The organism is Richelia intracellularis HH01, from assembly GCF_000350105.1.
Classification (GTDB): domain Bacteria; phylum Cyanobacteriota; class Cyanobacteriia; order Cyanobacteriales; family Nostocaceae; genus Richelia; species Richelia intracellularis.
This window is the reverse complement of sequence record NZ_CAIY01000035.1, coordinates 1-23,754: the sequence shown is the minus strand read 5'-3', so window position 1 is coordinate 23,754 and position 23,754 is coordinate 1. Positions and strand designations below refer to the sequence as shown.

Annotated in this window: 16 protein-coding genes, 1 tRNA gene and 2 pseudogenes; 5 read left to right on the top strand and 14 right to left on the bottom strand. The window is 32.8% G+C overall.

Features of this window, described 5'->3' with window-relative positions:
* Nucleotides 1-1,014 precede the first annotated feature (1,014 nt).
* Entirely contained in the window at nucleotides 1,015-2,214 is a 1,200-nt protein-coding gene (locus RINTHH_RS04210; RefSeq protein WP_008233267.1) for a Coenzyme F420 hydrogenase/dehydrogenase, beta subunit C-terminal domain, read from the bottom strand.
* A 1,552-nt stretch (nucleotides 2,215-3,766) separates the two neighbouring features.
* Between RINTHH_RS04210 and RINTHH_RS04205 the strand changes: the two genes are divergently transcribed.
* Nucleotides 3,767-5,458 (top strand): NAD(P)H-quinone oxidoreductase subunit 4, encoded by a 1,692-nt coding sequence (locus RINTHH_RS04205; RefSeq protein WP_044304603.1) that lies wholly within the window; start codon nucleotides 3,767-3,769, stop codon nucleotides 5,456-5,458.
* Nucleotides 5,459-6,007: 549 nt separating this feature from the next.
* Here the strand turns inward: RINTHH_RS04205 and RINTHH_RS11345 are convergent.
* Complete coding sequence (locus RINTHH_RS11345) at nucleotides 6,008-6,142, bottom strand: hypothetical protein (RefSeq protein WP_269208828.1); 135 nt, start codon at nucleotides 6,140-6,142, stop codon at nucleotides 6,008-6,010.
* Between the two features lie 25 nt (nucleotides 6,143-6,167).
* Here RINTHH_RS11345 and rnhA point away from each other — a divergent pair, with 25 nt between their 5' ends.
* Nucleotides 6,168-7,067 (top strand): ribonuclease HI, encoded by a 900-nt coding sequence (rnhA, locus tag RINTHH_RS04200; RefSeq protein ID WP_008233264.1) that lies wholly within the window; start codon nucleotides 6,168-6,170, stop codon nucleotides 7,065-7,067.
* 461 nt (nucleotides 7,068-7,528) lie between these two features.
* Here the strand turns inward: rnhA and RINTHH_RS04195 are convergent, their stop codons facing one another.
* Nucleotides 7,529-7,720, bottom strand: coding sequence for a hypothetical protein (locus RINTHH_RS04195; protein ID WP_155943903.1), 192 nt, complete (start codon nucleotides 7,718-7,720; stop codon nucleotides 7,529-7,531).
* 666 nt (nucleotides 7,721-8,386) lie between these two features.
* On the opposite strand from RINTHH_RS04195, the gene RINTHH_RS04190 reads away from it, so the two are divergent.
* The gene (locus RINTHH_RS04190; RefSeq protein WP_008233262.1) at nucleotides 8,387-8,617 is read left to right on the top strand and encodes a hypothetical protein; all 231 of its coding nucleotides are present in this window, start codon (nucleotides 8,387-8,389) and stop codon (nucleotides 8,615-8,617) included.
* Between the two features lie 271 nt (nucleotides 8,618-8,888).
* On the opposite strand, the gene rpmA is transcribed toward RINTHH_RS04190, so the two are convergent.
* The 6 genes and pseudogenes from rpmA to RINTHH_RS04160 all read right to left on the bottom strand — a co-directional run bounded on the left by rpmA (nucleotide 8,889) and on the right by RINTHH_RS04160 (nucleotide 14,796).
* Complete coding sequence (gene rpmA / locus RINTHH_RS04185; RefSeq protein ID WP_044304600.1) at nucleotides 8,889-9,155, bottom strand: 50S ribosomal protein L27; 267 nt, start codon at nucleotides 9,153-9,155, stop codon at nucleotides 8,889-8,891.
* A 36-nt stretch (nucleotides 9,156-9,191) separates the two neighbouring features.
* Nucleotides 9,192-9,581, bottom strand: a complete 390-nt coding sequence (rplU, locus tag RINTHH_RS04180; RefSeq protein WP_044304599.1) for a 50S ribosomal protein L21 — start codon at nucleotides 9,579-9,581, stop codon at nucleotides 9,192-9,194.
* A gap of 1,499 nt (nucleotides 9,582-11,080) precedes the next feature.
* Nucleotides 11,081-12,172, bottom strand: coding sequence for a magnesium chelatase ATPase subunit I (gene bchI, locus RINTHH_RS04175; RefSeq protein ID WP_008233259.1), 1,092 nt, complete (start codon nucleotides 12,170-12,172; stop codon nucleotides 11,081-11,083).
* Between the two features lie 362 nt (nucleotides 12,173-12,534).
* Nucleotides 12,535-13,199: pseudogene (locus RINTHH_RS04170) on the bottom strand (ABC-2 family transporter protein).
* A gap of 83 nt (nucleotides 13,200-13,282) precedes the next feature.
* Complete coding sequence (locus RINTHH_RS04165) at nucleotides 13,283-13,936, bottom strand: HAD-IA family hydrolase (protein ID WP_008233256.1); 654 nt, start codon at nucleotides 13,934-13,936, stop codon at nucleotides 13,283-13,285.
* Between the two features lie 545 nt (nucleotides 13,937-14,481).
* Nucleotides 14,482-14,796 (bottom strand): DUF2973 domain-containing protein, encoded by a 315-nt coding sequence (locus RINTHH_RS04160; protein WP_008233255.1) that lies wholly within the window; start codon nucleotides 14,794-14,796, stop codon nucleotides 14,482-14,484.
* 933 nt (nucleotides 14,797-15,729) lie between these two features.
* Here RINTHH_RS04160 and thrS point away from each other — a divergent pair.
* Together thrS and RINTHH_RS04150 are read left to right on the top strand one after the other, a co-directional pair.
* Nucleotides 15,730-17,559 (top strand): threonine--tRNA ligase, encoded by a 1,830-nt coding sequence (gene thrS, locus RINTHH_RS04155; protein ID WP_008233254.1) that lies wholly within the window; start codon nucleotides 15,730-15,732, stop codon nucleotides 17,557-17,559.
* An 845-nt stretch (nucleotides 17,560-18,404) separates the two neighbouring features.
* A tRNA-Phe gene (locus RINTHH_RS04150) sits at nucleotides 18,405-18,477 on the top strand.
* 860 nt (nucleotides 18,478-19,337) lie between these two features.
* Here the strand turns inward: RINTHH_RS04150 and RINTHH_RS11675 are convergent.
* The 5 genes and pseudogenes from RINTHH_RS11675 to RINTHH_RS04130 all read right to left on the bottom strand — a co-directional run.
* Nucleotides 19,338-19,463 (bottom strand): annotated as a pseudogene (locus RINTHH_RS11675) (pentapeptide repeat-containing protein); the annotation flags it as partial.
* Nucleotides 19,464-19,631: 168 nt separating this feature from the next.
* On the bottom strand, nucleotides 19,632-19,730 hold the full coding sequence (locus RINTHH_RS11670; protein ID WP_408005754.1) for a pentapeptide repeat-containing protein: 99 nt from the start codon (nucleotides 19,728-19,730) through the stop codon (nucleotides 19,632-19,634).
* Between the two features lie 845 nt (nucleotides 19,731-20,575).
* Complete coding sequence (locus RINTHH_RS04140) at nucleotides 20,576-21,052, bottom strand: hypothetical protein (protein ID WP_044304596.1); 477 nt, start codon at nucleotides 21,050-21,052, stop codon at nucleotides 20,576-20,578.
* Nucleotides 21,053-21,219: 167 nt separating this feature from the next.
* Nucleotides 21,220-21,444 (bottom strand): hypothetical protein, encoded by a 225-nt coding sequence (locus tag RINTHH_RS04135; RefSeq protein ID WP_008233250.1) that lies wholly within the window; start codon nucleotides 21,442-21,444, stop codon nucleotides 21,220-21,222.
* 683 nt (nucleotides 21,445-22,127) lie between these two features.
* Complete coding sequence (locus tag RINTHH_RS04130; protein ID WP_008233249.1) at nucleotides 22,128-22,343, bottom strand: hypothetical protein; 216 nt, start codon at nucleotides 22,341-22,343, stop codon at nucleotides 22,128-22,130.
* Between the last annotated feature and the right edge of the window lie 1,411 nt (nucleotides 22,344-23,754).

Sequence of the window (23,754 nt, the reverse complement as noted above, 5' to 3'; positions counted from 1 at the left end):
TATGATACCTTCAATAAATTGGCTCTAGATGGAATTGAATATTATTAATACTAGGCTTGAGATATTTACTGATAGTCAACAAATCTTAAGTCATTGTAGAAACATCAGTATGGCATTCTCGAAACAAAAAGTTTCTTAACAAATACCTCACTTCAAGCCCATTTGATAGGAATTAAATTTTTGTCTTTATATTATACAAGTTACTTTTAAGGTTAGAATAAACCGAAAGCTTTATATTTCTCAAAAACTTTATTAAGCAGGATACACTTTTTACTATCTTGTTGGTGAATTGACTTTAGATAACTAAATAGTATTAGTAAATAAGTTTAGCTACTAACATTTATAAATCCAAATTTAAAAATAAAATATAGTTACTTAGGAAAGTCAAATTAATACAATATTACATTTTATATAAATACCATCTAATCATTATTAGCATATCAGATAAAGATTTTTTTATAATACACAATATTAATTAATAGGTTACTAACTATTAAAATGAGATAGGAATATCAGTACCAATTTCTTAGGGATAATATGGCTAGGAAAGTGAGAGTAATGCAGATAGTATGAATAAATATTTACAGTATGTGTTAGACCCAAAATATATTTTCATCCCTTTAATAGTGATTTAGTTTCTTGACCCTGGCATGAGATAACCAATGATTTTTACTAGAAAAGTAATACCTAATAATAATGATTTAAAAGTAGTAGAATTAATAACATCACCATACACCTGAGCGTAAAAAAAAACGAATAATATGTATGTCTTATGATGAAATTGTAGAAAACTCTGACTTTGGTTTTGCTATTATGTGATTTCATTAATTTCTACGAATATTATAAATCACCCGAGCACTTGGAGCTGTTAAAGAAATTTAGGAATATAATTATACGTTCCTAAACATTTTTGTTGAAACTTATACTAAAGCCTCATAAAACTCAACGACTGGTCAAAAAAAACAGGGAACAAGAAAAGATTCTGAACCCTGAAGACTATGTGTAAAGTTATTTCTAATCTGGTAACTTGTACTGTGCCACAATCCGCTTTGCAAATTCTGGCACATGTGCCTTCAATTTCTTGATATAATTTCGCCTTACATACAAATAATTTCGTGTAAAGTGAGAGTCTATGGAGAAACGTGCATACTCTAGGCCCTTAGGACCAATTTTATCAATTACCACCCCCATAAGTTTTGCTGCCCACATAGGTAATGTTATGCCCTGGTCATAAGCTGGTATACTTTGCTGTACTGCCTGTTTACGATCACCTTTAGAAAACACTGGCTGAGTTTGTATTTGGTCCTTAGCCAATTCCAGCATTTCCTTCCCAATATCATTGCGAACTACAATCCACTGCCAGCCATAGGGTGCACCCATATAACCCACAACCAGATCAGCCAGCGAATTTACATAGTCAAAACAACTCATACAGGAAGGAGCAAATACATCTTTGAGTTGGTTAGTTTTCAAACCAAAAAAGGGGACAGTTTCTGTGGAACCATCCTCATGCTTGAAGTGGACACGGAAGTCTTGCATGAACTCATAATGTACCACGGTTTCTGGAGAAGTATTAGTGGTGTCAAGGAATTTTTGTAGTCCGGCACGAGTAACATTATCAACGCATGGTGTACCTAATACGTAGAGTTTCTCTAAACCTAATTTTTTTTCTATAGCCCGTAATGCTTGGATCTGACAACCAACACCAATTACCAAAACTCTTTTCAGACCCAAACGGTCTATTTCTTCTAATACGGAAAGGTTGGGAGATAATGTTGGTTTATTTACTCTTGCCGCTAATATTTCTTCTGGGGTTCGGGCAATAATGGGCATGGGCTGGAAGCGATCCTCTTTCGTATTTTGTACACAGATGACTCCCTCTACTAATCCATGATTTAGCATATTAATTGCAATAGTACTTATAATACCAGTCCATTGAGCTCCAGGAATTGGTTCTATTTTCCGTGCAGCCATCATATTCTGGTAGACACCAAAATATAGCTCATCAGGATTGTCAAGGTTACGATCACGCCCGTGGCTTTGGGTTTCTAGTTGTTCGAACTTTTGATTGATGAAAGCACAGGCTTCTCTTACATACTGAATATAGTAAGTGTCACATAACCCACACTCACTGCATAGTTCTTTAGCAGGGCGACGACTACCAGGTTTAAGAGCTTTAGCTTTTTTATGCTTAGAAAAACTTACTGATGCCATTTAAATTTCGTGTTTAAAAATTTTATATGCTGTACTAACAATATCTCAGAGATAGTATCTATAAAACATAGAATATATCAGAATTAATAATTGATACCGCTTGTAAACTAATAAACTATAAAACAATCTAATGAGAATAAAATATGATGAAGGCATTATTATCCCTGAGAATCATCTTACGGATTCAGTTTAGGATAATCAGTCTTGAATAATTTTTAATTAATTATGCAAAATTCCAGATTTAAAGCACCATCAAAACTTCTAATAATCAATGAGACTTACTAGTAGTAAAAACTTATGAATCTACTCATGCAAAACATTTATTACACCTGGAAACTAGACCAAATTTCGAGTTTTAGAAAAGCTTCACTAGAGATTTTTTAGTCTAGAAAACTAGATATATCAATTTATATAAATTTTGGGGTGTTTAAAAATACCTAATTTTTAATATGTTTGATCGAATTTGAGCAAATTATTGCCAAATTTAACTATTTACAAAGTCTTGTAAATGAATAACCATCTCATAGTGCAGATCTGAGATATCTCTTTCAGGCTTTTCTAAAGCTTGGATATAAATGATTTTGGTTGTAGTATTTATTACTTAATAATTTTGATGCTATATCAAATTAATTTTGTTGAATATTCTAAATGAATAGTATATAAACACTCAATTGATTTTACCTAATATCTTTTATCTACCTGAATAAATTTGGTTTATGGAGAAATACGAATTCTCTTTAATTACTTGTTAAAAGCTATATATGGATATTTGAAAATAGGTTTTCTTATATATTCAATAAATTTCGTATCTACATTACTATTACTTACTTTTTTTTGAAGATAAACTAACTAATATACTGGCAGACTTTCTTTCATCTGCTTTTTATATTTATTTTTCTTTGTAATACTAGTGTTGCCTATATAAGTTTTATTATTTAGATGCTTGAAGGATGATATTAAGGGAGTAGTAAAACTAATGTGGCTATTTTTTATCAGAAAACCTATCTTACTTCTTAAGATGACTCACATGATTATATTTGCAGACTTATCATCAACCATTAACATGGCATTTACCTAAATAACAGATATATTAGACATAATCTATACTCATATTTAGAATATTCTGACGAATAAAGATTAACATTAATAAAATTAAAAGTCACTTCAAATTGAATTTAATTAAGGGATTACACAACTCATGGGCACAATTATAGAAGTAATTTATATGCCTACAATATTCCTAGCACTATCCAAGAAATCCTCACAACTGCAAACTAATACTAATAATGACATTGCTGAATTAATACAGTTTCCAGTTTGTGTCTCAGAAAATACTACTGTCTTAGCAAGAATATCATTTCACTGATAGGGTCCCAAGTTTCCGTGAAAATATTAATTGTATTCCAAGCGCTATTAAACGTTTGTCTTTAAATAGACTACTGTATCATAAGTCCCTCTTATGCTATTCCTAGATAAGATTTTTATGAATCTGTTGTTACAAAGTTTAGTATGATAATAACACTAACAAAGTCAAGTATTTTTGCTTGTTGCAATGATAACTGGTCGATTCCCCTGGCTCACTGTAATTATATTACTGCCACTCATAGCCTCTCTGCTTATTCCCGTATTACCTAATAAGAATGGTAAAAATGTACGGTGGTATGCTCTAAGTGTGGCAATTTTAGATTTTGTCTTGATGTGTCACGTCTTTTCGAAGAACTACGATGTTAGCAGTTCTACTTTTCAACTTGTGGAAAAGTATACCTGGGTACCTCAACTTGGTTTTAACTGGACCATTGCAGTCGATGGTATCTCAGTACCCTTGGTATTACTGACAGGACTTGTGACTACTTTATCAATATTTTCTGCTTGGCAGGTTAACCTCAAGCCCCGTCTATTTTATTTCCTGATGTTGCTGTTATATTCGGCACAAATAGGGGTATTTGTGGCTCGGGATTTGCTGCTTTTTTTCATGATGTGGGAACTAGAATTAGTTCCTGTTTATTTGTTGATTTCTATTTGGGGTGGTAAAAAGCGGCGTTACGCAGCAACAAAATTCCTACTCTACACTGCTGGTGCTTCCATATTTATATTATTAGCAGCTCTAGGTATGGCTTTTTATGGTGATAATGTCACCTTTGATATCGCTGACCTGGCTTTGAAAAATTATCCCCTAAATTTTGAATTACTCCTGTATGTGGGGTTAATGATTGCCTTTGGTGTTAAGTTAGCTATTTTCCCCTTACATACATGGTTACCAGATGCTCATGGTGAGGCGTCTGCACCCGTATCGATGATTTTAGCAGGTATTTTATTAAAAATGGGCGCTTATGGACTAATTCGCCTTAATTTAATGACTTTGGGAAATGCCCACGTATATTTTGCCCCAGTTTTAGCAGTCTTGGGAGTTGTGAATATTATCTATGGGGCATTAAACTCCTTTGCCCAACCCAATATGAAACGCTGCTTAGCATATTCCTCCGTTTCCCATATGGGATTTGTTCTATTGGGTATTGCTTCCTATAGTGAATTGGGTATAAGTGGGGCCATGTTACAGATGATTTCTCATGGCTTGATTGCAGCAGTACTATTCTTTCTAGCAGGGGTTACTTATGATCGTACTCACACTCTACTGATGGATAAAATGGGTGGTATTGGTCAAGTGATGCCCAAAGTATTTGCCCTTTTTACAGTAAGTGCAATGGCCTCTTTAGCAATTCCTGGAATGAGTGGTTTTGCAAGCGAGCTGACAGTATTTCTTGGTTTGACTAGTAGTGATATCTACAGTTCTGTGTTTTGTATTATGATGGTTTTTCTGGCTGCAGTTGGAGTTATCCTTACCCCTATTTATCTACTCAATCTACTGCGACAAGTATTTTACGGAACTGGAGCCGATAATAACTGCGAAATTGATAACATCTACTGGGAAAACCTAGATGATGAGGGAGCCGTATGTTTTGGCACAGACTGCTTATTACCAAATGAATCAAAATATAGAGATGCAAGCAATCGTGAGGTGTTTATTGCTGCTTGTCTTCTTGTTCCGATTATTGCTATTGGCGTATATCCCAAAATAGTCACACAAATTTACGATGTGAAGACAGTGGCAGTTAATAATCAAATCCATCAGTCCTACATCCAAATAGCCGAAACTAGCCCTAACATTGATGCTGAAGTATTATATGCCCAACAAATGTTAGATTCTGAAGTTAATTCTGTACTGGGAGAGATTAAGCAAAATTAAGTAAGTTTGTCTTTATCAAAGGCTTAGAAGTTAACCACTTTAGAGTAGCCACTGAGCCTTTGTTCTTTTTGGGTAAAACATACATAGAATTTTTTGTTGAGGGTTTGTCCCAAAGCCTCAGTTAAATTTACAAGTGTGCTATTCCCTCCTTTTTTAACTTATATAGAATATCCTTATAGATACTATTACCAAATTTTTTGCTAAATTTTGGCATTTCGACTAGTACCTATGTAATGAATATTGAATCATGTATTTATTGTGAGTCGCAACAAATACATGATCCAATATTCTCTACCTGGAACTTTCTAGGATTTATGCAGCTTTATTTCTCTTATTTATAGTTAAGGGTGCCAATTTATTATCTACCAACAATTTGATTACTAAAAGCCCAGAAATCAATAATTTATCTATAAAAGCCAAATATACTTAATACGTTTAGAGAAAGTTTACCAACTTTTAAGTGTAAATAAGGCAAAGTTTAATTAATGTGAGCTAATATCCTTACCAGGAAGTAGTCTGTATATATCACATCATTAAAGGTTTTTAATCTTAGGAAATTATTTGGGGTTTTCTTGTAAATCTTAACTGGTCTATACTTATGACTGTTTTACGTTTTTGTATGGCAATAATCATGATAACCTTAATATTCTTGTGTGTTTTCCGTGATTCAATTTCAGAATTCACTCTGCTGCGGTTTTAAATTGTTATTATGTCTCCAGTTCATAAAATCCAAAGTATATACACCGATGGTGCCTGCACTGGGAACCCTGGTCCTGGTGGTTGGGGTGTGGTTATCTATTTTAATGATGGTTCGATTCATGAAATAGGCGAGCCATGTGATTGCACTACTAATAACCGGATGGAGATAGAAGCTGCAATTGCAGCTTTGCGATATCTGCAAACTAGTGAAAAAAATGAACAAATTACCCTTTACACAGATAGTGAATACTTAATTAACTGTGTAACAAAATGGGTAACAGGCTGGAAAGCAAAGGGGTGGAAGAAAGCCGATGGCAAACCAGTTGTTAATCAAGACTTGCTAGTAACTTTAGATGAACTTAACAGTCATCACATAAAATGGCAACATGTCAGGGGTCATTCAGGAAATGTGGGAAATGAACGTTGTGATATGATCGCTCGTGCATTTGCCAATGGTACCGAACCATTCCTAACACAAATTTCTAGCTGCAATTCACAACCACAAAATGAATATGATTTGGCTGCAGCATCTAGTGGAAATTCAAATAACAAACCAGGTAACGAAAATACACAAAATTTTGAACCTTTTGTATTACAAAAAAATATGATTGACTCATCCAATGCCACTGCTTCACTAAATAGTGAGACGATTTCTAGTGAATTAAGGATGGTGCACATCCGTAACCTATTGGAAACCCTTCATGTCGCTGACGAAATTGCAGCTAAAGGTTATTTGATAACCAGTTCCGAACTGGCAGACTTAATGGGTGTTCATGCCAGTGCTGTTACTAGTAGGGGAGATGAATGGCGCTGGCGTAACTGGGTAGTTTCACGTGTTAGAAGAGAAGGTAATCAAATTCTTTGGGAACTAGAGCGGGGTGATCTATTTGATGAGGAAGATGAAAATTAATACACAACGAAAATATGTCATTCTAATGGAAACATAGCTGAACTTTCATTCTAATTTGCCTTTCCCTTAGCATTATTAATGCTTGTTACTTGGACGAATTTTCCTCTCTACATCGCTGCTGAGGGAACATGCAATTGGTAATATGGATTCCAAAAAATTATGGTAGTCAACTAATAACATGAGGTAAGAGATATAAAATAGTTCTTCCCCTTATCCCTTTTTATTAATTTTCATTAAACTGAATTCGCATGTATCAGGATAATTAAATACTCTTCAAAGAAATCCAATCTAAAGCTTGATATTTAGGGTAAAACAGTGGTTGTTACCAATAGTGTATTAATTCCTCAACTGAGTAAATCATCCTTAATGATAAATATTATCAGGAAAATACCGTGGGACTCTCTATTTTTACTACTGTTAACTTACATCAATATTGGATGGGCCACCTGTCAATTAAGAAGTTATTCACTTAATTGGCTATTAGTGGTTATAGCTATATTAATCCTTACGAGTTGCTTTAATGCTCCTTGGCGCAGAATTTCTGGCTTTTTACATTTCCTCTTACGATCAAACCTAAGATATTTTGGGGTTACTCTATTAGGTGCATTTTTATTATTTTTCGTTTTGGCAAGATTCAGAATGTTCCTTGACATACTAGTTATCGTTGCTACCATAATATTAGTTAGACTAGACCTTCAAACCTTAGGATATAGAGAAAAGCTTGCTTTTCGATTTATATTATTCATTTCATTACTTGGCTTGGTGTCTGGGTTCATGTTGCATTTTTTATTTGTTAAATATTGGTAATAGAAAAATAAATACTGTTACAACTAGACCAGGCTCTCCTCAAGAAAAGTGAAAGTCCGCAGCATTATCCTCCTCTATGGTAGGATAATGCTGTAGTTGCAAACATATTAGTTACTTTAGTCTTTACCACTAGCAGACTTGTTTTTAGTAAATATAAATTCAGTCCGAAGGTGTGATTTTCAGTGTTTCTTGATTGTTACTAGCCTATAGCAGAGATTTATCCAGGCCAAGTAAATATAAAATTTAAATATGTAATAACGGGCCAAATATATTTTTTAATGTTTACTTTCAGTAAAGTTAGGAAATTTATGAATCACCCTTATGTTGATAAACACTAACCCATGTAGATTAAGTTAAACTCATAATAAATTATTTAGAGTGTTTTAATAAAAACTCATTTTTCTGTGGAGCCTAAGTAAATTACTACTCAACAGAAGATTCAATTAGGGTACACTTGGAAAATTAATCTTACTTAGCTCTACTCTCTTCCGTAATTGTAATGGATATATATAATGGTAAGATTCCCCAACCTAGATTTTATTTTAGCTCTGCCTGTACATGAGAACACTAGCTTAGAGGTATTAATACTAGATGAGGTGCTAATTGAGCTAATTTGTACAGTTCGGTTGTTATGCACTAGTCAACCGGAACATTACAGTAATGTTATTTCTAATTCTTTGCAGCAATTCTTGGCATTTGGGCAATCACTGCAAAATATACTATTTCTCAGGTATATAGCCTGACCTTGAAATTAATCCTTTCGGAAACTCAGAAAAGTAAGGTAAATTTCAAGGCTAAGGATTTTATAATATGTTATTCCTTGCTATCCTTTGTTTGAATTATGACTGATTTCCTTCAGTAAGAAGAACAAATTAACAACTGTTATTAGTCTGCTTGTTTGAATGGGCAGGGAATAAAATATTAATAGTTATGTCAAAGCCAAGAAATATAAAAATACCAGAGCCAGGTATTTAAAAATTCTCACAGCAAAATTTTTGACTAAGAGGTTTAACCTTAAATTATCGTGCTAGCCGCATATATACTTACTTTCTTTCTATTTTTACCCTTACGTTCAAAAGTGATAATGCCATCAATTAAGGCAAATAGAGTATCATCACTACCGATACCTACATTATTACCAGGATGAAACTTTGTTCCGCGCTGACGCACTATTATATTGCCTGCACGAACAGTTTGGCCACCATAACGTTTCACGCCAAGCCTTTGGGCATTCGAGTCACGACCATTACGAGTACTACCTGTTCCCTTCTTATGAGCCATAATTTCTCCTTATTCTGTAATAATACTTCTTTATTATTATTTTGCTGCAACAACTGAGACAGTATCCGTATCTTCCTGGATTGGCTCCTGAGAGGCTGTTAGTATGGAACCATTAAGGCTTATGGAGTCAATCATTAGTCTGGTTATTTCCTGACGGTGACCGCGCTTTTTACGAGTCTTCTTTTTTGGTTTCATTTTGTATACAAGCACTTTACGGCCTCTCAAGTGACGGACAATGGTTCCTTCGACCTTTGCGCCTGTAACTAAAGGACGTCCTACAGTGACTTCACCATTATGCTCAACCAATAATATGGATTCTATCGAAATTTTTTCATTTGGCTCACAAGACAGCAATTCAACATCATAGAAACGCCCCGATTCCACTCGAAGTTGTTTGCCACCAGTCTCAATAATTGCGTAGGTCATAAAATTATCCTTAAATTCACCGTACGGGCAGCCTATCATTTACAAACAAACCTTATGAGGCATGACTACCAATTCCCGGCTTCCCCATATAATCGTTGATGTTATTTTTTCAACCCAATAATGGAGAAGACAAATTTACAGCCTACCAACCTCTGGCCTATTACCACATAAATGTACTGCATCCATTTACTTAAGTCAACTCTGCAATACAACACTTTAATCGCGCACAGTAAAGAAATTATCTTAATTGAATATACTCAAATAAATAATTATCTTTAAAATTATGGGCAATTGAGTGTATGTATGGGCAATTGAGTGTATGGGTAATTAGAGTAAATATTAATATACTTTCCACACAGCCCAACTTGACTATGAGCTGTAAATTATATCATAGTCAAGTTAGGTAACCCATATTAAAAGGGAAGAGAAATTTTTCCAAGATACTTACACTGCTATACTAAAACGTCCACATACACCAATATATAATTTACTTGTCTTTATTAGGTGGTGTGTAAATCCCCATAATAATGGTAGCTGAGGATAAGGTCTTGTATAGTTTATATGTGAACAATTAATTAAATATAACAGGATATTAGGACTAGGACATTTTTTCCCTGTCCTAAATATAGTTCGAAGGAAATACCAGAGAGTTAAACATTTGCTTACAAAAATAAATCGGTTTTGACATGAACCTCCAGATAGTTTTATCAGACTATGCCTAAAACTGTACTTTAATTATCTAAGATAACAGAAAAGATTAAAGTCTAAAATTTGAGTAGTTTAAAAAATAAGCCTACACAGCAGGGTTATTTATCTTATTTAATAGCTTTGTCAATAAAATATGAGTAAAAAAATTAGTAGTGATTAGTCTGTCTGGCCGTAAATTAATTTGGAGTATTTTGAATACACCCTATTACAATAGTATCTATAATTAGCCATTCTTTGTATTAATTGTTAAATGTTCAGTTTGTTCACTTTTCATATCTGGATGATATTGCAATTAACTCTATATAGATATGAATATAATATTATAATTTGAATTAAAACTAGAAATAATTGTCCGTAAAGTTGTCCATTATTTTGGGATTTTTGGAAAATGGTTTATTTCTGAAAAACCATTTATCAGTTTCATAGATGGTTTCACAAATTTGTTAAGTGAGTTAGCCAAAATGATAATGTTCAACCATAAATGTCAACTTCTCAAATTGACCTTAAAATAAACAAGGGGTTAGAATTATTAGGTTTGTGATTATACTAATAAAAACAATTAAATCCACCTGTTAATTGAATGATTTTTGCTACCTCAATTTGTAGTTAATCCAGCTAGATAACGTTTTATTATGATTTTTGCCTCTAGCCTGATTTTGAGAAATGCATTTTCCAGAAAGCTTATAGTAATCCAGAGTAGGATTACTATAAGTCCTGCTCTGGATTTTTTGGAGTGTCCCCTGAATGAGTGACTAAATTTAATTCTAGAATTATATTCAGAATTAAATGCCTTACTTTTTACTATTAGCTTGTGCTGTATCTTCTGATGTCGCCACGCCAAAAACTCGAGAAAAAGCTTTTTCCACTTTATAACCAGAGTCAATAGCTTCTAAAGGATCTTTCCTGAGTCGATGACGCAAGCATAAAGTAATTACTCGTTGAATATCCTCTACTGTAACTTCAGTACGTCCCTCAAAAGCTGTTAAGGCTTTAGCAGCATGGTTAGTAACAATATCACCACGTAAACCATCTACGTTCAGCTCAGAACAAACCTCGGAAATATTGACTCGCAGATTATAATCAATATTTAATTGAGTTAGAAGTTTTTGGGCATTAACAATACGTTGCTGTAATTCTTCTTGCTCTATTTTATACCGAGCTAAAAACTCTGATGGATTTTTGTCAAATTCGGACCTTTGCTCTACAATTTGCACCCGCAAAGCTGGTTCTCTAACTGTGCGAATTTCTGAATGCATCCCAAACCTGTCTAACAATTGGGGGCGTAATTCTCCCTCTTCGGGGTTCCCAGAACCAACTAATACAAATCGTGCAGGATGACGTATGGAAATACCTTCTCTTTCCACAGTATTCCAACCGCTGGCGGCAGAGTCAAGCAATACATCTACCAAGTGGTCATCAAGGAGGTTAACTTCATCTACGTAGAGGATACCCCGATTAGCTTTAGCTAGCAAACCGGGTTCAAATGCTTTTACTCCTTCAGATAAGGCTTTCTCAATATCAATAGTCCCACAAACTCTATCTTCTGTAGCACCCAGGGGTAAATCAATCATCTCTACTTTTTTCTGAGCTACTGGAATATTCTCACCTTGAAGTAACCTTTGTCTAATATCATCACTCATTAAATCGGGTTCGCTGGGATGGCTGTTGAAAGGATCGTTAGCAACTATAGGTATTTCTGGAAGTAAATCAGCCAGGGCCCTAATAGTTGTGGACTTACCTGTACCACGATCACCCATAATCATTACACCGCCGATTTTTGGGTCAATTACATTTAAAATTAGAGCTAATTTCATTTCTTGTTGACCCACAATGGCCGTAAAGGGAAACACTGCACGGCGTTTAGTACCAGAAGTATAACTCACTAAATTACCTTGATATATAAATGTCTCTTCTTACCGTTTTATTTTGCCACAGCCCGAGGATTCAAAGTTATATCCACTTACAGTAAATAATTACTTAAAGTCAACATTATTTTTGACATTAACGTTATTTTTGATATTTTGGAGTATTAGTATAATTTATTGATTCAATAGAGTTTTTAGATTTTAAGCTATAAAAAAGTATCTGCTTTGTTTTATATTAGCTGGGGGTGTATTTTTCACTATTACATGTACTTGCTCTAATCAATACATATAATTTGATTTGGGTGTTAATTTTCAACCATCTGTTGGACCTCTTTAATTCTTGAGTTCATCTTGTTCTTATTCGCAAATATACTATTTTTTTAACTAGATACACTTGTATAAAAACGCAATGCAAATCGCCAAAAAACTGTGGAAACAAAAAACAGTATGAATGCCAGTAAAGATGCAATGTGAAACTGTGAATTTGCCCCCTGCCTAGTATGGCTTGTACCGGAAATGTTGTTAGAAAAGCTACTGGGATAACGAAGGTGAAAAAGAAGCGATAGGCTGTAGGGTATACTATCATAGGATCATATCTTCCTGCCTCTAACAAACCCTGAAGTAATTGAGTAATACTATAAATTTTGATAAACCAAATGCTAGTACTTCCCATATTATGGGATAGTTGATACGCAAAATAATTGTATTAAGCCCAGTAAATAATTATCTAGCCCTAAACCAATTTTTCCTCCTGCATAAGCAATAACAACACTACCAAAAATCATATATGGTAATCCCCAAGGATAAAAAGTCCAGTGTTCCCTCTTGCACATGACAGACAATGCGATTGAGGTTAGGAATGAGAAAAACTGTGGGGAAACCTTGTAATACTTTAAAAATCCCAACTACAATCAAAGCTTCTAACCATAATCATTCAGAAAATGTATAATCTTTAACCGTAAAAGAAAAATAAACTTCAAATACTGTCAGTAAGATTGCTCAGACTGCTTAAGGTTGCTAAAATAAAATAAAGTTGAAATAGTATTCATCTCTGACACATACTACTCCAGAATAACCATAGCATTTTAATATATTGTGGCATTGCCATATCATTCAATTTTGATTCTATTATTGCTGACGATTAATCCAAATTCCTCTTAACCCGGCTTTTTTAGAAGCTTGATAGTCTTTGCTGATACTGTCTCCAATGTGCCATGCTTCACTGGCACAGCAATTATGTTTTTCTAAGGCAATTGCAAAAATTTTCGGGTCGGGCTTAGCTACTCCAACCTGTGTGGAAATAGTAACTGAGCTAAAAAAATCTCTAAGTTCTAAACCTTCTAACACTGAATATATACGCGAGTCAAAATTAGAAATAATACCCAAATCAATACCCATTTTCTGCCACCTTTTTAAGGATGTAAATACATCGGCATAAACGAACCAAGGTTCTGCCATACCAAAATGAATATAAAGTTCGCTAAAAAAAGCAGAGAAGTCCGAAAAATGTTCAAGTACCCCTGATTTACCAAAAGTTTTATAAGATATATTTTGCCACCAGTTAAATTCTTCTCCAGGGATGTCTTTCTCTTCAACATTAGGAAATATTGGTGGTGGCGATACCTTTAAGCAAGAGAAAAAGTGACTATTAATAGTTTCTGCAGGAACCCTTACACCAAAGTCATTGGCTATCTGACTATACACCCCTCCAATACTACCCTTAACACTAAAGAGAGTACCAACTGCATCTAAAAAAATTACTTTTGGCTGTCCTTGTGTCATTGATTACTATTACATTAATAAAACCTGTTATTATTAAACATAGGGATAAATTGTCTTATTTCTTCAGCACTTGATATATTAGACTAAGTTGAGAAAAATCCAGATTAAATATCCAAGTGTATTTGTTTAAATTATCTTACTCCCACTATCAGAGATAGTGTAACAAGATAACTAATGCCACAATTAAGTAGCAGTATTAGGCACTAAATGAAATAATAACCATCTTAAAGTTTTACCTGAATGAGTTTTTATTACAAAATAACTTTCATCAGTAGGTTAAGACTTGAATAAAACTTTTAAGTATTGATCATAAAAAAAGAAATTTTTAATGATTTATGACAATAACTAATAACAATAATCAGTCGGCTGTAGTAGTTTTTTATTCTCATTGAGAACAGACTTATCCTCATCAATTCAGATAAGTTTCAGGCCTAACAAAACCAAAAAGCCCAATCTCAGTACAAGAATTTTTCGTGTTACTACAACAATAAAAAAGGTAAAACTTAAACTAGACTTAAGCTTTTACCTTGCTTGGGCTATACCTGTTATATCTCCTCTTGGTTTTCAATTGTACTTGCGGAAGAATCATTGTACATAGCATCTAATTTTTGGCGTGCATCCTCAACATCAATAGAGCGCATAACTAACAGTGGTTCTTTTATTAAGTTACCAGAATCATCTAAAAGTTCTGGATGGGGTGCAGGGCTTTTACCCTCTGAGTAGTAAGTATAGTTCCCTTGATTATATTGTTTATGGGTTTCTTCTCTGTCGAAATTAAAAGATACTAAGTTCCGAATTAGGGTTTTAATTGCAATAAAGGCAAGGATTGTAAAAGACAGTATGTAAAGTAGGTGCAACATTTATTTTTTCCTCCAGAACAACAAATTTTAAAATCTCTCATCTTAAATAAGTATGAAACTCACTGTGGCAAAATTTATATTAATTGAAATCTCCTGACGTAGTTATATATCTACCATCATATATGTTTTTCATAGTTACAGTGTTAGTTAGGTTTGCAAAGAACATTATTATTCTTTCATCTAATGTCTGCTATTTTTCCTTTTAGATTGAACACTTTTATGACTATAGCGATAAATTAAAGTAATCCTCTGGTACTCAACAAGTAATTTATGCCAAGATATGATAATTTCCATCTCCAAACTGCCTTTTCTTGAGTGTTAGAGAACAATATTTTTGCCGGAATAACTTCATTTTATGCCTGCTCAATCCTTTCTAACAAAGACATTTTTTGCTGTTTGGTCACAAATGGAATTGACTCTGATTCTAAATACTAGGTTGATACAATTGTACAAACTAGTATTGAAAATTATCAAGTAATGATTGTAAGACATTTTCGATTAATTCAGACACCCTAGTATCTGAGTCTTTCATAAAAGATATACTTAACCTCGCTTTTCCCAATTATCTTAACCTTATTTACTTTATTTTACATTTTTATACAAAAAATTTGAATTAATATGTATGTTTGAGTTATATAGTGATCTCACTATAAATATTCATACTACATTTATATGGGAGCAAGGGCCTTTCCCCATATTTAAGGTAATCAAATTACCCCATACAAGGGGCTACCAACGTATTATAGAGAACAGCTAAGCTATATGGGAAAACTAAGTTTCTAGAATCATACAAATAAAAACTGGAAGTAATTATATAAATGAATTCATGTAAGTCAAAGTCAGGAAAATCATTTTAATTCACCTGTATCATATCTCTTATCATCCTTTCCCTTTTTCTCAAAAGTAGTCAATTTGCTAACATTTCAACAACCAATGCCCCCAAATACAAATTCCAATCAGCCGGAACAACAGGAAAAAGTTTTTTTACCTCGTACTAGTGAGTCGGAACAATTAAAAAAAATTCGTCATACTACATCCCATGTGATGGCAATGGCTGTGCAGAAGTTGTTTCCCGAAACACAAGTAACTATTGGCCCCTGGGTAGAACAAGGCTTCTACTATGACTTTGATAATCCTAAGCCATTTACGGATAAAGACCTCAAAGTTATTCAGAAGGAGATGGCTAAGATTATTAATTGCAAATTGCCCGTAGTGAGGGAGGAAGTCAGCAGAGAAGAGGCTGAAAAGAGGATTCGGGAAATTAACGAGCCTTATAAGCTGGAGATACTAACAAATATAAAGCAGGAACCCATCACCATTTACCATTTAGGGAATCAATGGTGGGATTTATGTGCTGGTCCCCATTTAGAGAATACTAGTGAAATAGACCCGAAGGCGATCGCACTAGAAAGTGTAGCTGGTGTATATTGGCATGGAGATGAAACAAAAGCCCAATTACAACGTATATATGGTACAGCCTGGGAAAATCCTGAACAATTAGCTGAATATAAACACCGTAAAGAGGAAGCGATCAAAAGAGATCACCGCAAACTAGGTAAACAATTAGGATTATTTCTTTTCGCAGATATTGTTGGCCCGGGTTTGCCATTATGGACACCGAAGGGTACTTTACTACTTAGCCTTTTAGAGGAATTTCTTAACAAAGAACAATTAAAACGAGGCTACTTACAAGTAAAAACTCCCCACATTGGCAGGATAGATTTATTTAAGACTTCCGGACATTGGCAGCAGTATAAAGAAGATATGTTTCCCTTAATGTCAGAAAATACAAATGCAAATTTGGATGAAGAGGGTTTTGTTCTTAAGCCAATGAATTGTCCTTTCCACATTCAGATATATAAAAACGAACTACGTTCCTACCGAGAATTGCCAATGCGACTGACGGAGTTTGGTACAGTTTACCGGTACGAGCAATCTGGAGAATTGGGAGGTTTAACAAGAGTAAGAGGGTTTACTGTAGATGATTCCCACTTGTTTGTTACTCCAGAACAGCTAGATGCAGAATTCATAAATGTTGTAGATTTAATTCTTTTTGTTTTTAAACGCTTGCAACTGAATAATTTTAAAGCCAGACTTAGTTTTCGTGATCCTAATAGTAATACATACATTGGTTCAGATGAGTCTTGGGAAAAATCTCAAAGTGCAATTCGTCGAGCTGTAGAACATTTAGGAATAAACTATTTTGAAGGTATCGGGGAAGCTGCATTTTACGGACCTAAACTTGATTTTATATTTCAAGATGCTCTAGAACGGGAATGGCAGTTGGGTACAGTGCAGGTAGATTACAACCTCCCAGAACGATTTAATTTGGAATATGTTGCTGAAGATGGTACTCGTAAACGTCCTGTAATGATACATCGTGCACCTTTTGGCTCTCTGGAAAGGCTGATTGGGATTTTAATTGAGGAGTATGCAGGTGATTTCCCCTTATGGTTAGCACCAGTACAAATAAGATTGTTGCCAGTAACAGAACAGCAGTTGGATTTTGCCATAATGGTAGTAGAAAAAATGATTAAAACAGGTATACGTGCAGAGGTAGATAAGAGTGGTGGCCGTTTAGGTAAGTTGATTCGTAATGCGGAGAAAGAAAAGATACCAATTATGGCTATTATTGGAGCAAAGGAGGTAGAAAAAAACAATTTGAGTATTCGCACCCGTGCTTCTGGAGACCTGGGGACTATAGCTGTCCCTGAGGTCTTGGAAAAAATTAAATCAGCAATCAATCAATTTGATAGTTATTGAAGATAGAACTTTGGCTTATTTTTTATAGAAGCCAAGGTTTAATTCTACAAATAAATTGAATTTTTATTTTTGAATTTTTGATTTGATGTGGAGATATATTCTAATTAAGTCACTTGTCCTCATAGGATGTATGCTCAATTAGAACTGTTACAGATATTTTGGACTTAAAATACCCGCAAAATTATTTGTTATCCACATTGCTAATCTACCTGATCCTAGCTTTTGATCTGTGAGTAATATTTGAGGCTTAACATAATTACAAAGTTATTTCTCCTTAAGATGGATTATCTCAAATTTGAATACTACCCTACAAAGATTTCAGTTTAGGTTAGAACATATTTATTGTTAAATAGCAGATATACTTTCCCTGTTGGCACTTATAAGATAACACCACCCTAACGATTTGTAACTCTATTCATGGTAATTAGTATATAGAGACAATTGGCTATGATTGTTGTATGCTCTTGGGATATTTGGATGATATCCTCTCCAAATCATTGTCACTGTGGGTAGTTATTAATAGCAAAGGAAATAATTTAACACTCAGCAACTCCATGCAAGTTATAGTGTTGTCATTTCTCAAGAATGAGATTAAATCATAAGGTCTATAGCTGATAGTACTGATGTATTGTAGTGTTTGATACAGAATAATAAGTGTTTTTGTGCTCTGCTTCCTGATAATAATGCAATCAAGCTAATAATAGTTAATAAAATTCACTACATTTCCCAGTAAATGAAGCAGAGAAGCTTATAATTAATGGGTATTAGAAATACTAGTACAATAAAATGGTTGCTTAATAATCAAAGGTTTGTAATAATAGTTATTTATAGTTGGAAAACAATCTGCCGGGATAGCTCAGTTGGTAGAGCAGAGGACTGAAAATCCTCGTGTCACGAGTTCAAGTCTCGTTCCTGGCATAAATTTTGCAAAACAATGTTTGCCTGTTTTTTTATTACTAGGTAATTACCATTCTGATAATTATTTATTTTGAGAATGAAATACAATATTTTGGTATTTCAACTAGGGTATACTTATTTCTATAATCCTAGTACTTACCCATGAGTTGGGCTCGAAAATTATTAGATTGTATTTGTTCCTTACTGGGTGACTCAAGCCCGGTTATAGAACAAGTGCAACAAAGGTTTTGCCAAAAGATAATTAGAATAAGGTATTTAATTATCTTTTGAGTTTATTAAGTTATTATCTCTAGTAATTGCCGAAATTACTTATATTTTGGGGAAATACATAATTGCAATATACAAATCTTAAAAAGAAAAGCTTATTCTATATTACGTATAGCAGCATCAAAAATAAAATTCCATACCATAGCCATTATAGTTTTGCTCTTTATAAACTTGTGGTGAATAACACATAATTATAGAGCTGAGGACTAATTTAATTTGAGGACTGATATAAGCGTTAGCCTACCTAATTGCCTTTGATTTAATAACCAAACCCCTTCTGTTTCTAGATTTGAAGCCATAGTAGTCATCCATGATTAATAGTGAAGGATTATATCCTAGATCCTCTTGGGTTAATTGAGCTTAAACTTATAGATTTTATCCTAGTGAAGTGTGTCTATTTTCGTAGTACATATTTTCATCAACTTATTTCGTTATGACTATATATATTATTGGTGATTCATAGACAATTAAATGTGCCTTGAATAATGATTATAAGGCAAATATGCAACATTATTTTTTCTATGAGCAGTATCAATGATTTTATGTATCAGTAAATCTCAATAGTGCTTATTCTAACTTGGATGTATTCAAATTTACTTGCCTTGCTTCAGATTAGCTCCAATCAAACCTGTGGTTTTTAAAGTAGCTTTATTTAAATTAGCTGATTGCAAATTAACAAGGGATAATTTGCAATCAGACAAGTTGGCAAGTTTGAATTTAGTTTGCTTAAACTTGCTCTAGAAAGATATGCTAACCGCAAATTTGAGTCTTTTACGGAGGCTAGATTTAGATTTGCTGCACTTAGATTTAACTCTGTATCAATTAACAGATTGTAAATTGGCTTATTCTAAATTTGCTGTAAAAAATATACTACCTTCTATGTTTACTTATTCCAGTACAGAATCAGGCATATTCAACACAGTAAAATTAGATGAGTGAAAATCCGCCTCTTTGAAGTTACTTTGTGTCAAAGTAGCTTTACTGATATTCCCATAAATTTAGTTTCACTTTAGAGGAATCTCTATCTATATTTTACCTACCAATCACTCGTAGAGCTGCCTAAACATCATGAGGAAACTTAATAAATTAGTATTACTTCCCGAAATTTTGATAATAAATACTACCTACTCTTCCTTGGATAAAGTTCAGAGCAGGTAGTATTTCCATAACTTTCCAGAATTTAGATACAGAATCTTGTGCTGTCATAATGTAATATATAAACTGCCCCTATTATGCTTACTATTACTTCTTGGTACAGAAGGAATAGTAAGCATAATAGGGGCAGTTTATATAGTTAATTCTTAAGCTTATATCCTGTTCAATTTTTGTCTTCTCTTGATTTACCTGCATAACTCCAGCCATATGGTACGCATGGATTATAAATACTAACCCCAGATGTGATGTTAGCGTTGTACTTAATAATTGATTTGTCTATCCTATATTTTCCTATGCTGATAGTATTTCTACTCTGGAAGAGAGAAATAAGTATAAAGTGGATGAAACATTAAGTAAAATATCTGTCAAAATGAACTAGTTTAAGCAAGTATATGTTAGGTTAGCAGAAATAATATTTATCTTACCCTAGATACTTAAATTAACGTTCACAAAATAGGGTCATAATTAAGTATGCTTCACTACTATTTAATAGTCTGCAATAGTCTATACAACAATTGATTAATAGAAATTAGTTTATGTTTAAGTAGATTGAATATAATAGATAAATCATGCTATCAATAATGGTAAATATCAAATTTATTCTATTTAATTACAGATACAAGAATTTGCAAAAATACTGTGATATGGATTTTACAATGTTTGAAAAAACTAAGCATTATTGAACAATAATTATTTTAGTTATTTCCGGACAGTAATATTGAATAGACTGCTCTATTTTTGATATAAAATTTGCATTACGATGTGATTTTCTATTGGCTTTATTTACTAATCCGATTTCTAAAGTATCTGGTGGCTTAAATGATAATAGCTCAATACTATCATGATATTCCTCTACATATGGTCTAATTTTATATATAACTTCCTGTAGCCTCTGTAAAAGGGGAGATCTCTGAACTTCTCTAAACTTATTATCAAGCAAAAAACTTTGTGTTACATATTCAACATCTATGCTTGTTGGTGATACTAATAATTTAGAAATAATATCTTGTTCATCGTTAATCAAGGCATATTTACATAATAGCAATAATGTCTTTTTAAGATCTGATACGATATCTTGCTTACTTTGATCCCATTCAGAAGTAATTTTTTCAAAATACTCAATTTTTTGGAATAGTATTTCTTTCTCTGTCATTACTTATCATTTTTTTAAAGCATTATGGCTATTTCTTCTTATCACCCACAAATAACTCTAAATTATATATAGTATAAGGTTGAACAATATATCTTATTTTCCCAATTTAAATCACTTATTTCTAGTTAGTGGGCATATATAATATGCCGCAATTAACTACTCAAATATTACTTAATCTTGAAGTCTTTCAGGAGAAATGGCATAATTAAGCCAGCAATAAAACTGGAGACAGTAATAGGAATACATAGTGGTAGTTTTATTAATGCTAATGGTATAAGTATCAACAAAGCTATACTACTGGTAACAATAGTCTTCGATGCAAAATCTATGGGATCTCGCAATAGTTTTCCCTTCAAGAGTAGTTGGGTAGAATACCAACCAATATCAAACATCTTTACTCCTTAGAAAATGGGTACTGCAGAAAGTTAGGCGTGTTTTTAAATAAAGCTATAGTTATAGATATAGTCTATATAGATAAAAACAAACATTTACCACAGAGAGAAAATTCTATAATCTAGTATTTTGCTAATAACTATGTTTAGTATAGCCTTAAAATTGATTATAGAATTTCAATAAACTTACACGTTAAGCTATTAATATCTGAAGCTAAGATAGCATAAATGATGAATAATTTATGTCGTTTAAAAAAACACTAGATTTTTAGTAATTTTTGCTGATTTTGAGTAGTTCATTACTGAACATAATTATTTAACAAGTATTGCAAATTTACAATTATTTTAAAATAATAACTCAACACAATATTTTCAATTAATTAAATTAACTCTAATTAATCTTGTACAGGAAATGAATTTTAATAGTATTGAATTTATTCATATTTCTCCAGTATTAAGACAAAAATCATAATGCTAATACTACACCCTGGATTGTGTATAAATACTCGTTAGGAAGCTGAATTATAAATAGTTAAAAGATCAGAAAATGAGAATAATTAGCCCACCTTAATTTAATAGAGAGAATGTTAGCATAGCTGCTTCATCATATCCCTAGCCTGAATTTATATAAAGCATAACTCATACAAATAAAAAGACTGTATTCTGGTTTACGTTAATGAATACTATCTTCCAAGAAAGCTGAGAATAAATAGTCCTAATATTATGGCGGGAATAACACCTGCTGGTGCAAATAGGCCACCTAACATAGCAGAGAATAAATAACCAATCTCTTTGCCAGCAATAATCATACCACTAATAGCACCACCAACCATAGATATAAAAATGGCAATTAGTAGCCATGCTAAACCCGTAATCAAGGAAATTTTTCCAAAGACCATATCAGTCAATATATCCGCCATAATTAAGTAGTAAATGATAGTTGACAACTTATATTGATTGCTTAATTTGCTATAATATTTAAGCAATAATTTTTGCTTGTTTGACCAGTTTATACCTGGTAAGTACTTTGCATATTTGTTAATAATAAGTTATTGGCATAATTATATTTGTGTATTCTGGAGACATTTTCTGGAGATTATAAACGTTTAAGGCTTGAGGATAAACTGAGACAGTTTATACTAAGTGATACTTACCCAATATACTTACAAAGTATATATAGTTCATGTTAAATATGTTCTTTTTCTTACAATGTGTCACTTTCACTGAAATGATACATATTGTTAATACAATATAGTGCTATTTTGGAAGTTTTTATAGCTAAAATCTGTTGTGCATATTACTAATCCTTATTTGTGATTTATGAGAAATATATATAGCCATAATATTTCGCTGTGATGTGATGAAATATTAGGAATCATGTCTATGGAAAGCATCTGTGCAGACTATTCACAGGCTTTAATTAGTTGTGTCATCGCAAGCCACTGTCTCTATCAGTAGTTTTTCTTTACAGTAGCTACCATCCCTATCCAAGAAGGACTTTTAAGTGATGGGAAATCATAATCCACCTTAATTATCTCAATAATATGAAGATAATCTACAGTACAAGTCTTTTCTACTGACTATGGTTTTTTGAAACTTATTGTTCTATCTTGAATCAGTATATGAATTTTATCCTATTTTTGAAAATTCCTCCCTATATGTATAGATATAGAGGTTTTCTGATTTATCATCTGCATCTGTAATTCTATAGTTAATCACTATTATCCTCAGAGGTTTCAAGTAAATCATAAAAATTACCACCAAATTAAAAAATACTTGACTCAATAATCTTGTCAGGAATACCTAAACTAGGTAGATGTTGTATCATGAAATATAGAGGATTCATATCCTATTTTGAATAAATAAGTATCAATACTATCTTATAAAATCATTTTTTAATTTCTTCCTAATTTTACCTCTGGTGATATTTACATATCAATAACCGTTATTTAAGCCATAACAAGATTATACAGTTAAGTAACTAATGTTTTTGTTTAGTAGGGCAACTAATACTGTTAGCTACTAATTTAAAAGTCATGTATAAATATATGGCAATTCACTAATAAAATTTTATATCAAAAAGATAAGCATTTACAATATCTTTAGGATCACTACATATTCTCACTTTTATTATATAGGGTAATAAATAAACCTTTATAAGGCGCATATTTTTTTCACCAACAAATCTTATTTTTTATCCAAAAAGAAAAAAGAAGGTAATAGGATAAATAAAGATAAATGAAGTATAAATTTTATCCTATTTATTTGTAATGGTAAAAAAGTTATTCATTAGCATAATATGATTTAGAA

Bases quoted from the DNA above. Each gene is read 5' to 3' on its own strand.
- RINTHH_RS04210 (WP_008233267.1), bottom strand. From the start codon at position 2,214: ATGGCATCAGTAAGTTTTTCTAAGCATAAAAAAGCTAAAGCTCTTAAA.
- RINTHH_RS04205 (WP_044304603.1), top strand. From the start codon at position 3,767: ATGATAACTGGTCGATTCCCCTGGCTCACTGTAATTATATTACTGCCA.
- rnhA (WP_008233264.1), top strand. From the start codon at position 6,168: ATGTCTCCAGTTCATAAAATCCAAAGTATATACACCGATGGTGCCTGC.
- RINTHH_RS04195 (WP_155943903.1), bottom strand. From the start codon at position 7,720: ATGTCAAGGAACATTCTGAATCTTGCCAAAACGAAAAATAATAAAAAT.
- RINTHH_RS04190 (WP_008233262.1), top strand. From the start codon at position 8,387: ATGGTAAGATTCCCCAACCTAGATTTTATTTTAGCTCTGCCTGTACAT.
- rpmA (WP_044304600.1), bottom strand. From the start codon at position 9,155: ATGGCTCATAAGAAGGGAACAGGTAGTACTCGTAATGGTCGTGACTCG.
- rplU (WP_044304599.1), bottom strand. From the start codon at position 9,581: ATGACCTACGCAATTATTGAGACTGGTGGCAAACAACTTCGAGTGGAA.
- RINTHH_RS04165 (WP_008233256.1), bottom strand. From the start codon at position 13,936: ATGACACAAGGACAGCCAAAAGTAATTTTTTTAGATGCAGTTGGTACT.
- RINTHH_RS04160 (WP_008233255.1), bottom strand. From the start codon at position 14,796: ATGTTGCACCTACTTTACATACTGTCTTTTACAATCCTTGCCTTTATT.
- thrS (WP_008233254.1), top strand. From the start codon at position 15,730: ATGCCCCCAAATACAAATTCCAATCAGCCGGAACAACAGGAAAAAGTT.
- RINTHH_RS04140 (WP_044304596.1), bottom strand. From the start codon at position 21,052: ATGACAGAGAAAGAAATACTATTCCAAAAAATTGAGTATTTTGAAAAA.
- RINTHH_RS04135 (WP_008233250.1), bottom strand. From the start codon at position 21,444: ATGTTTGATATTGGTTGGTATTCTACCCAACTACTCTTGAAGGGAAAA.
- RINTHH_RS04130 (WP_008233249.1), bottom strand. From the start codon at position 22,343: ATGGTCTTTGGAAAAATTTCCTTGATTACGGGTTTAGCATGGCTACTA.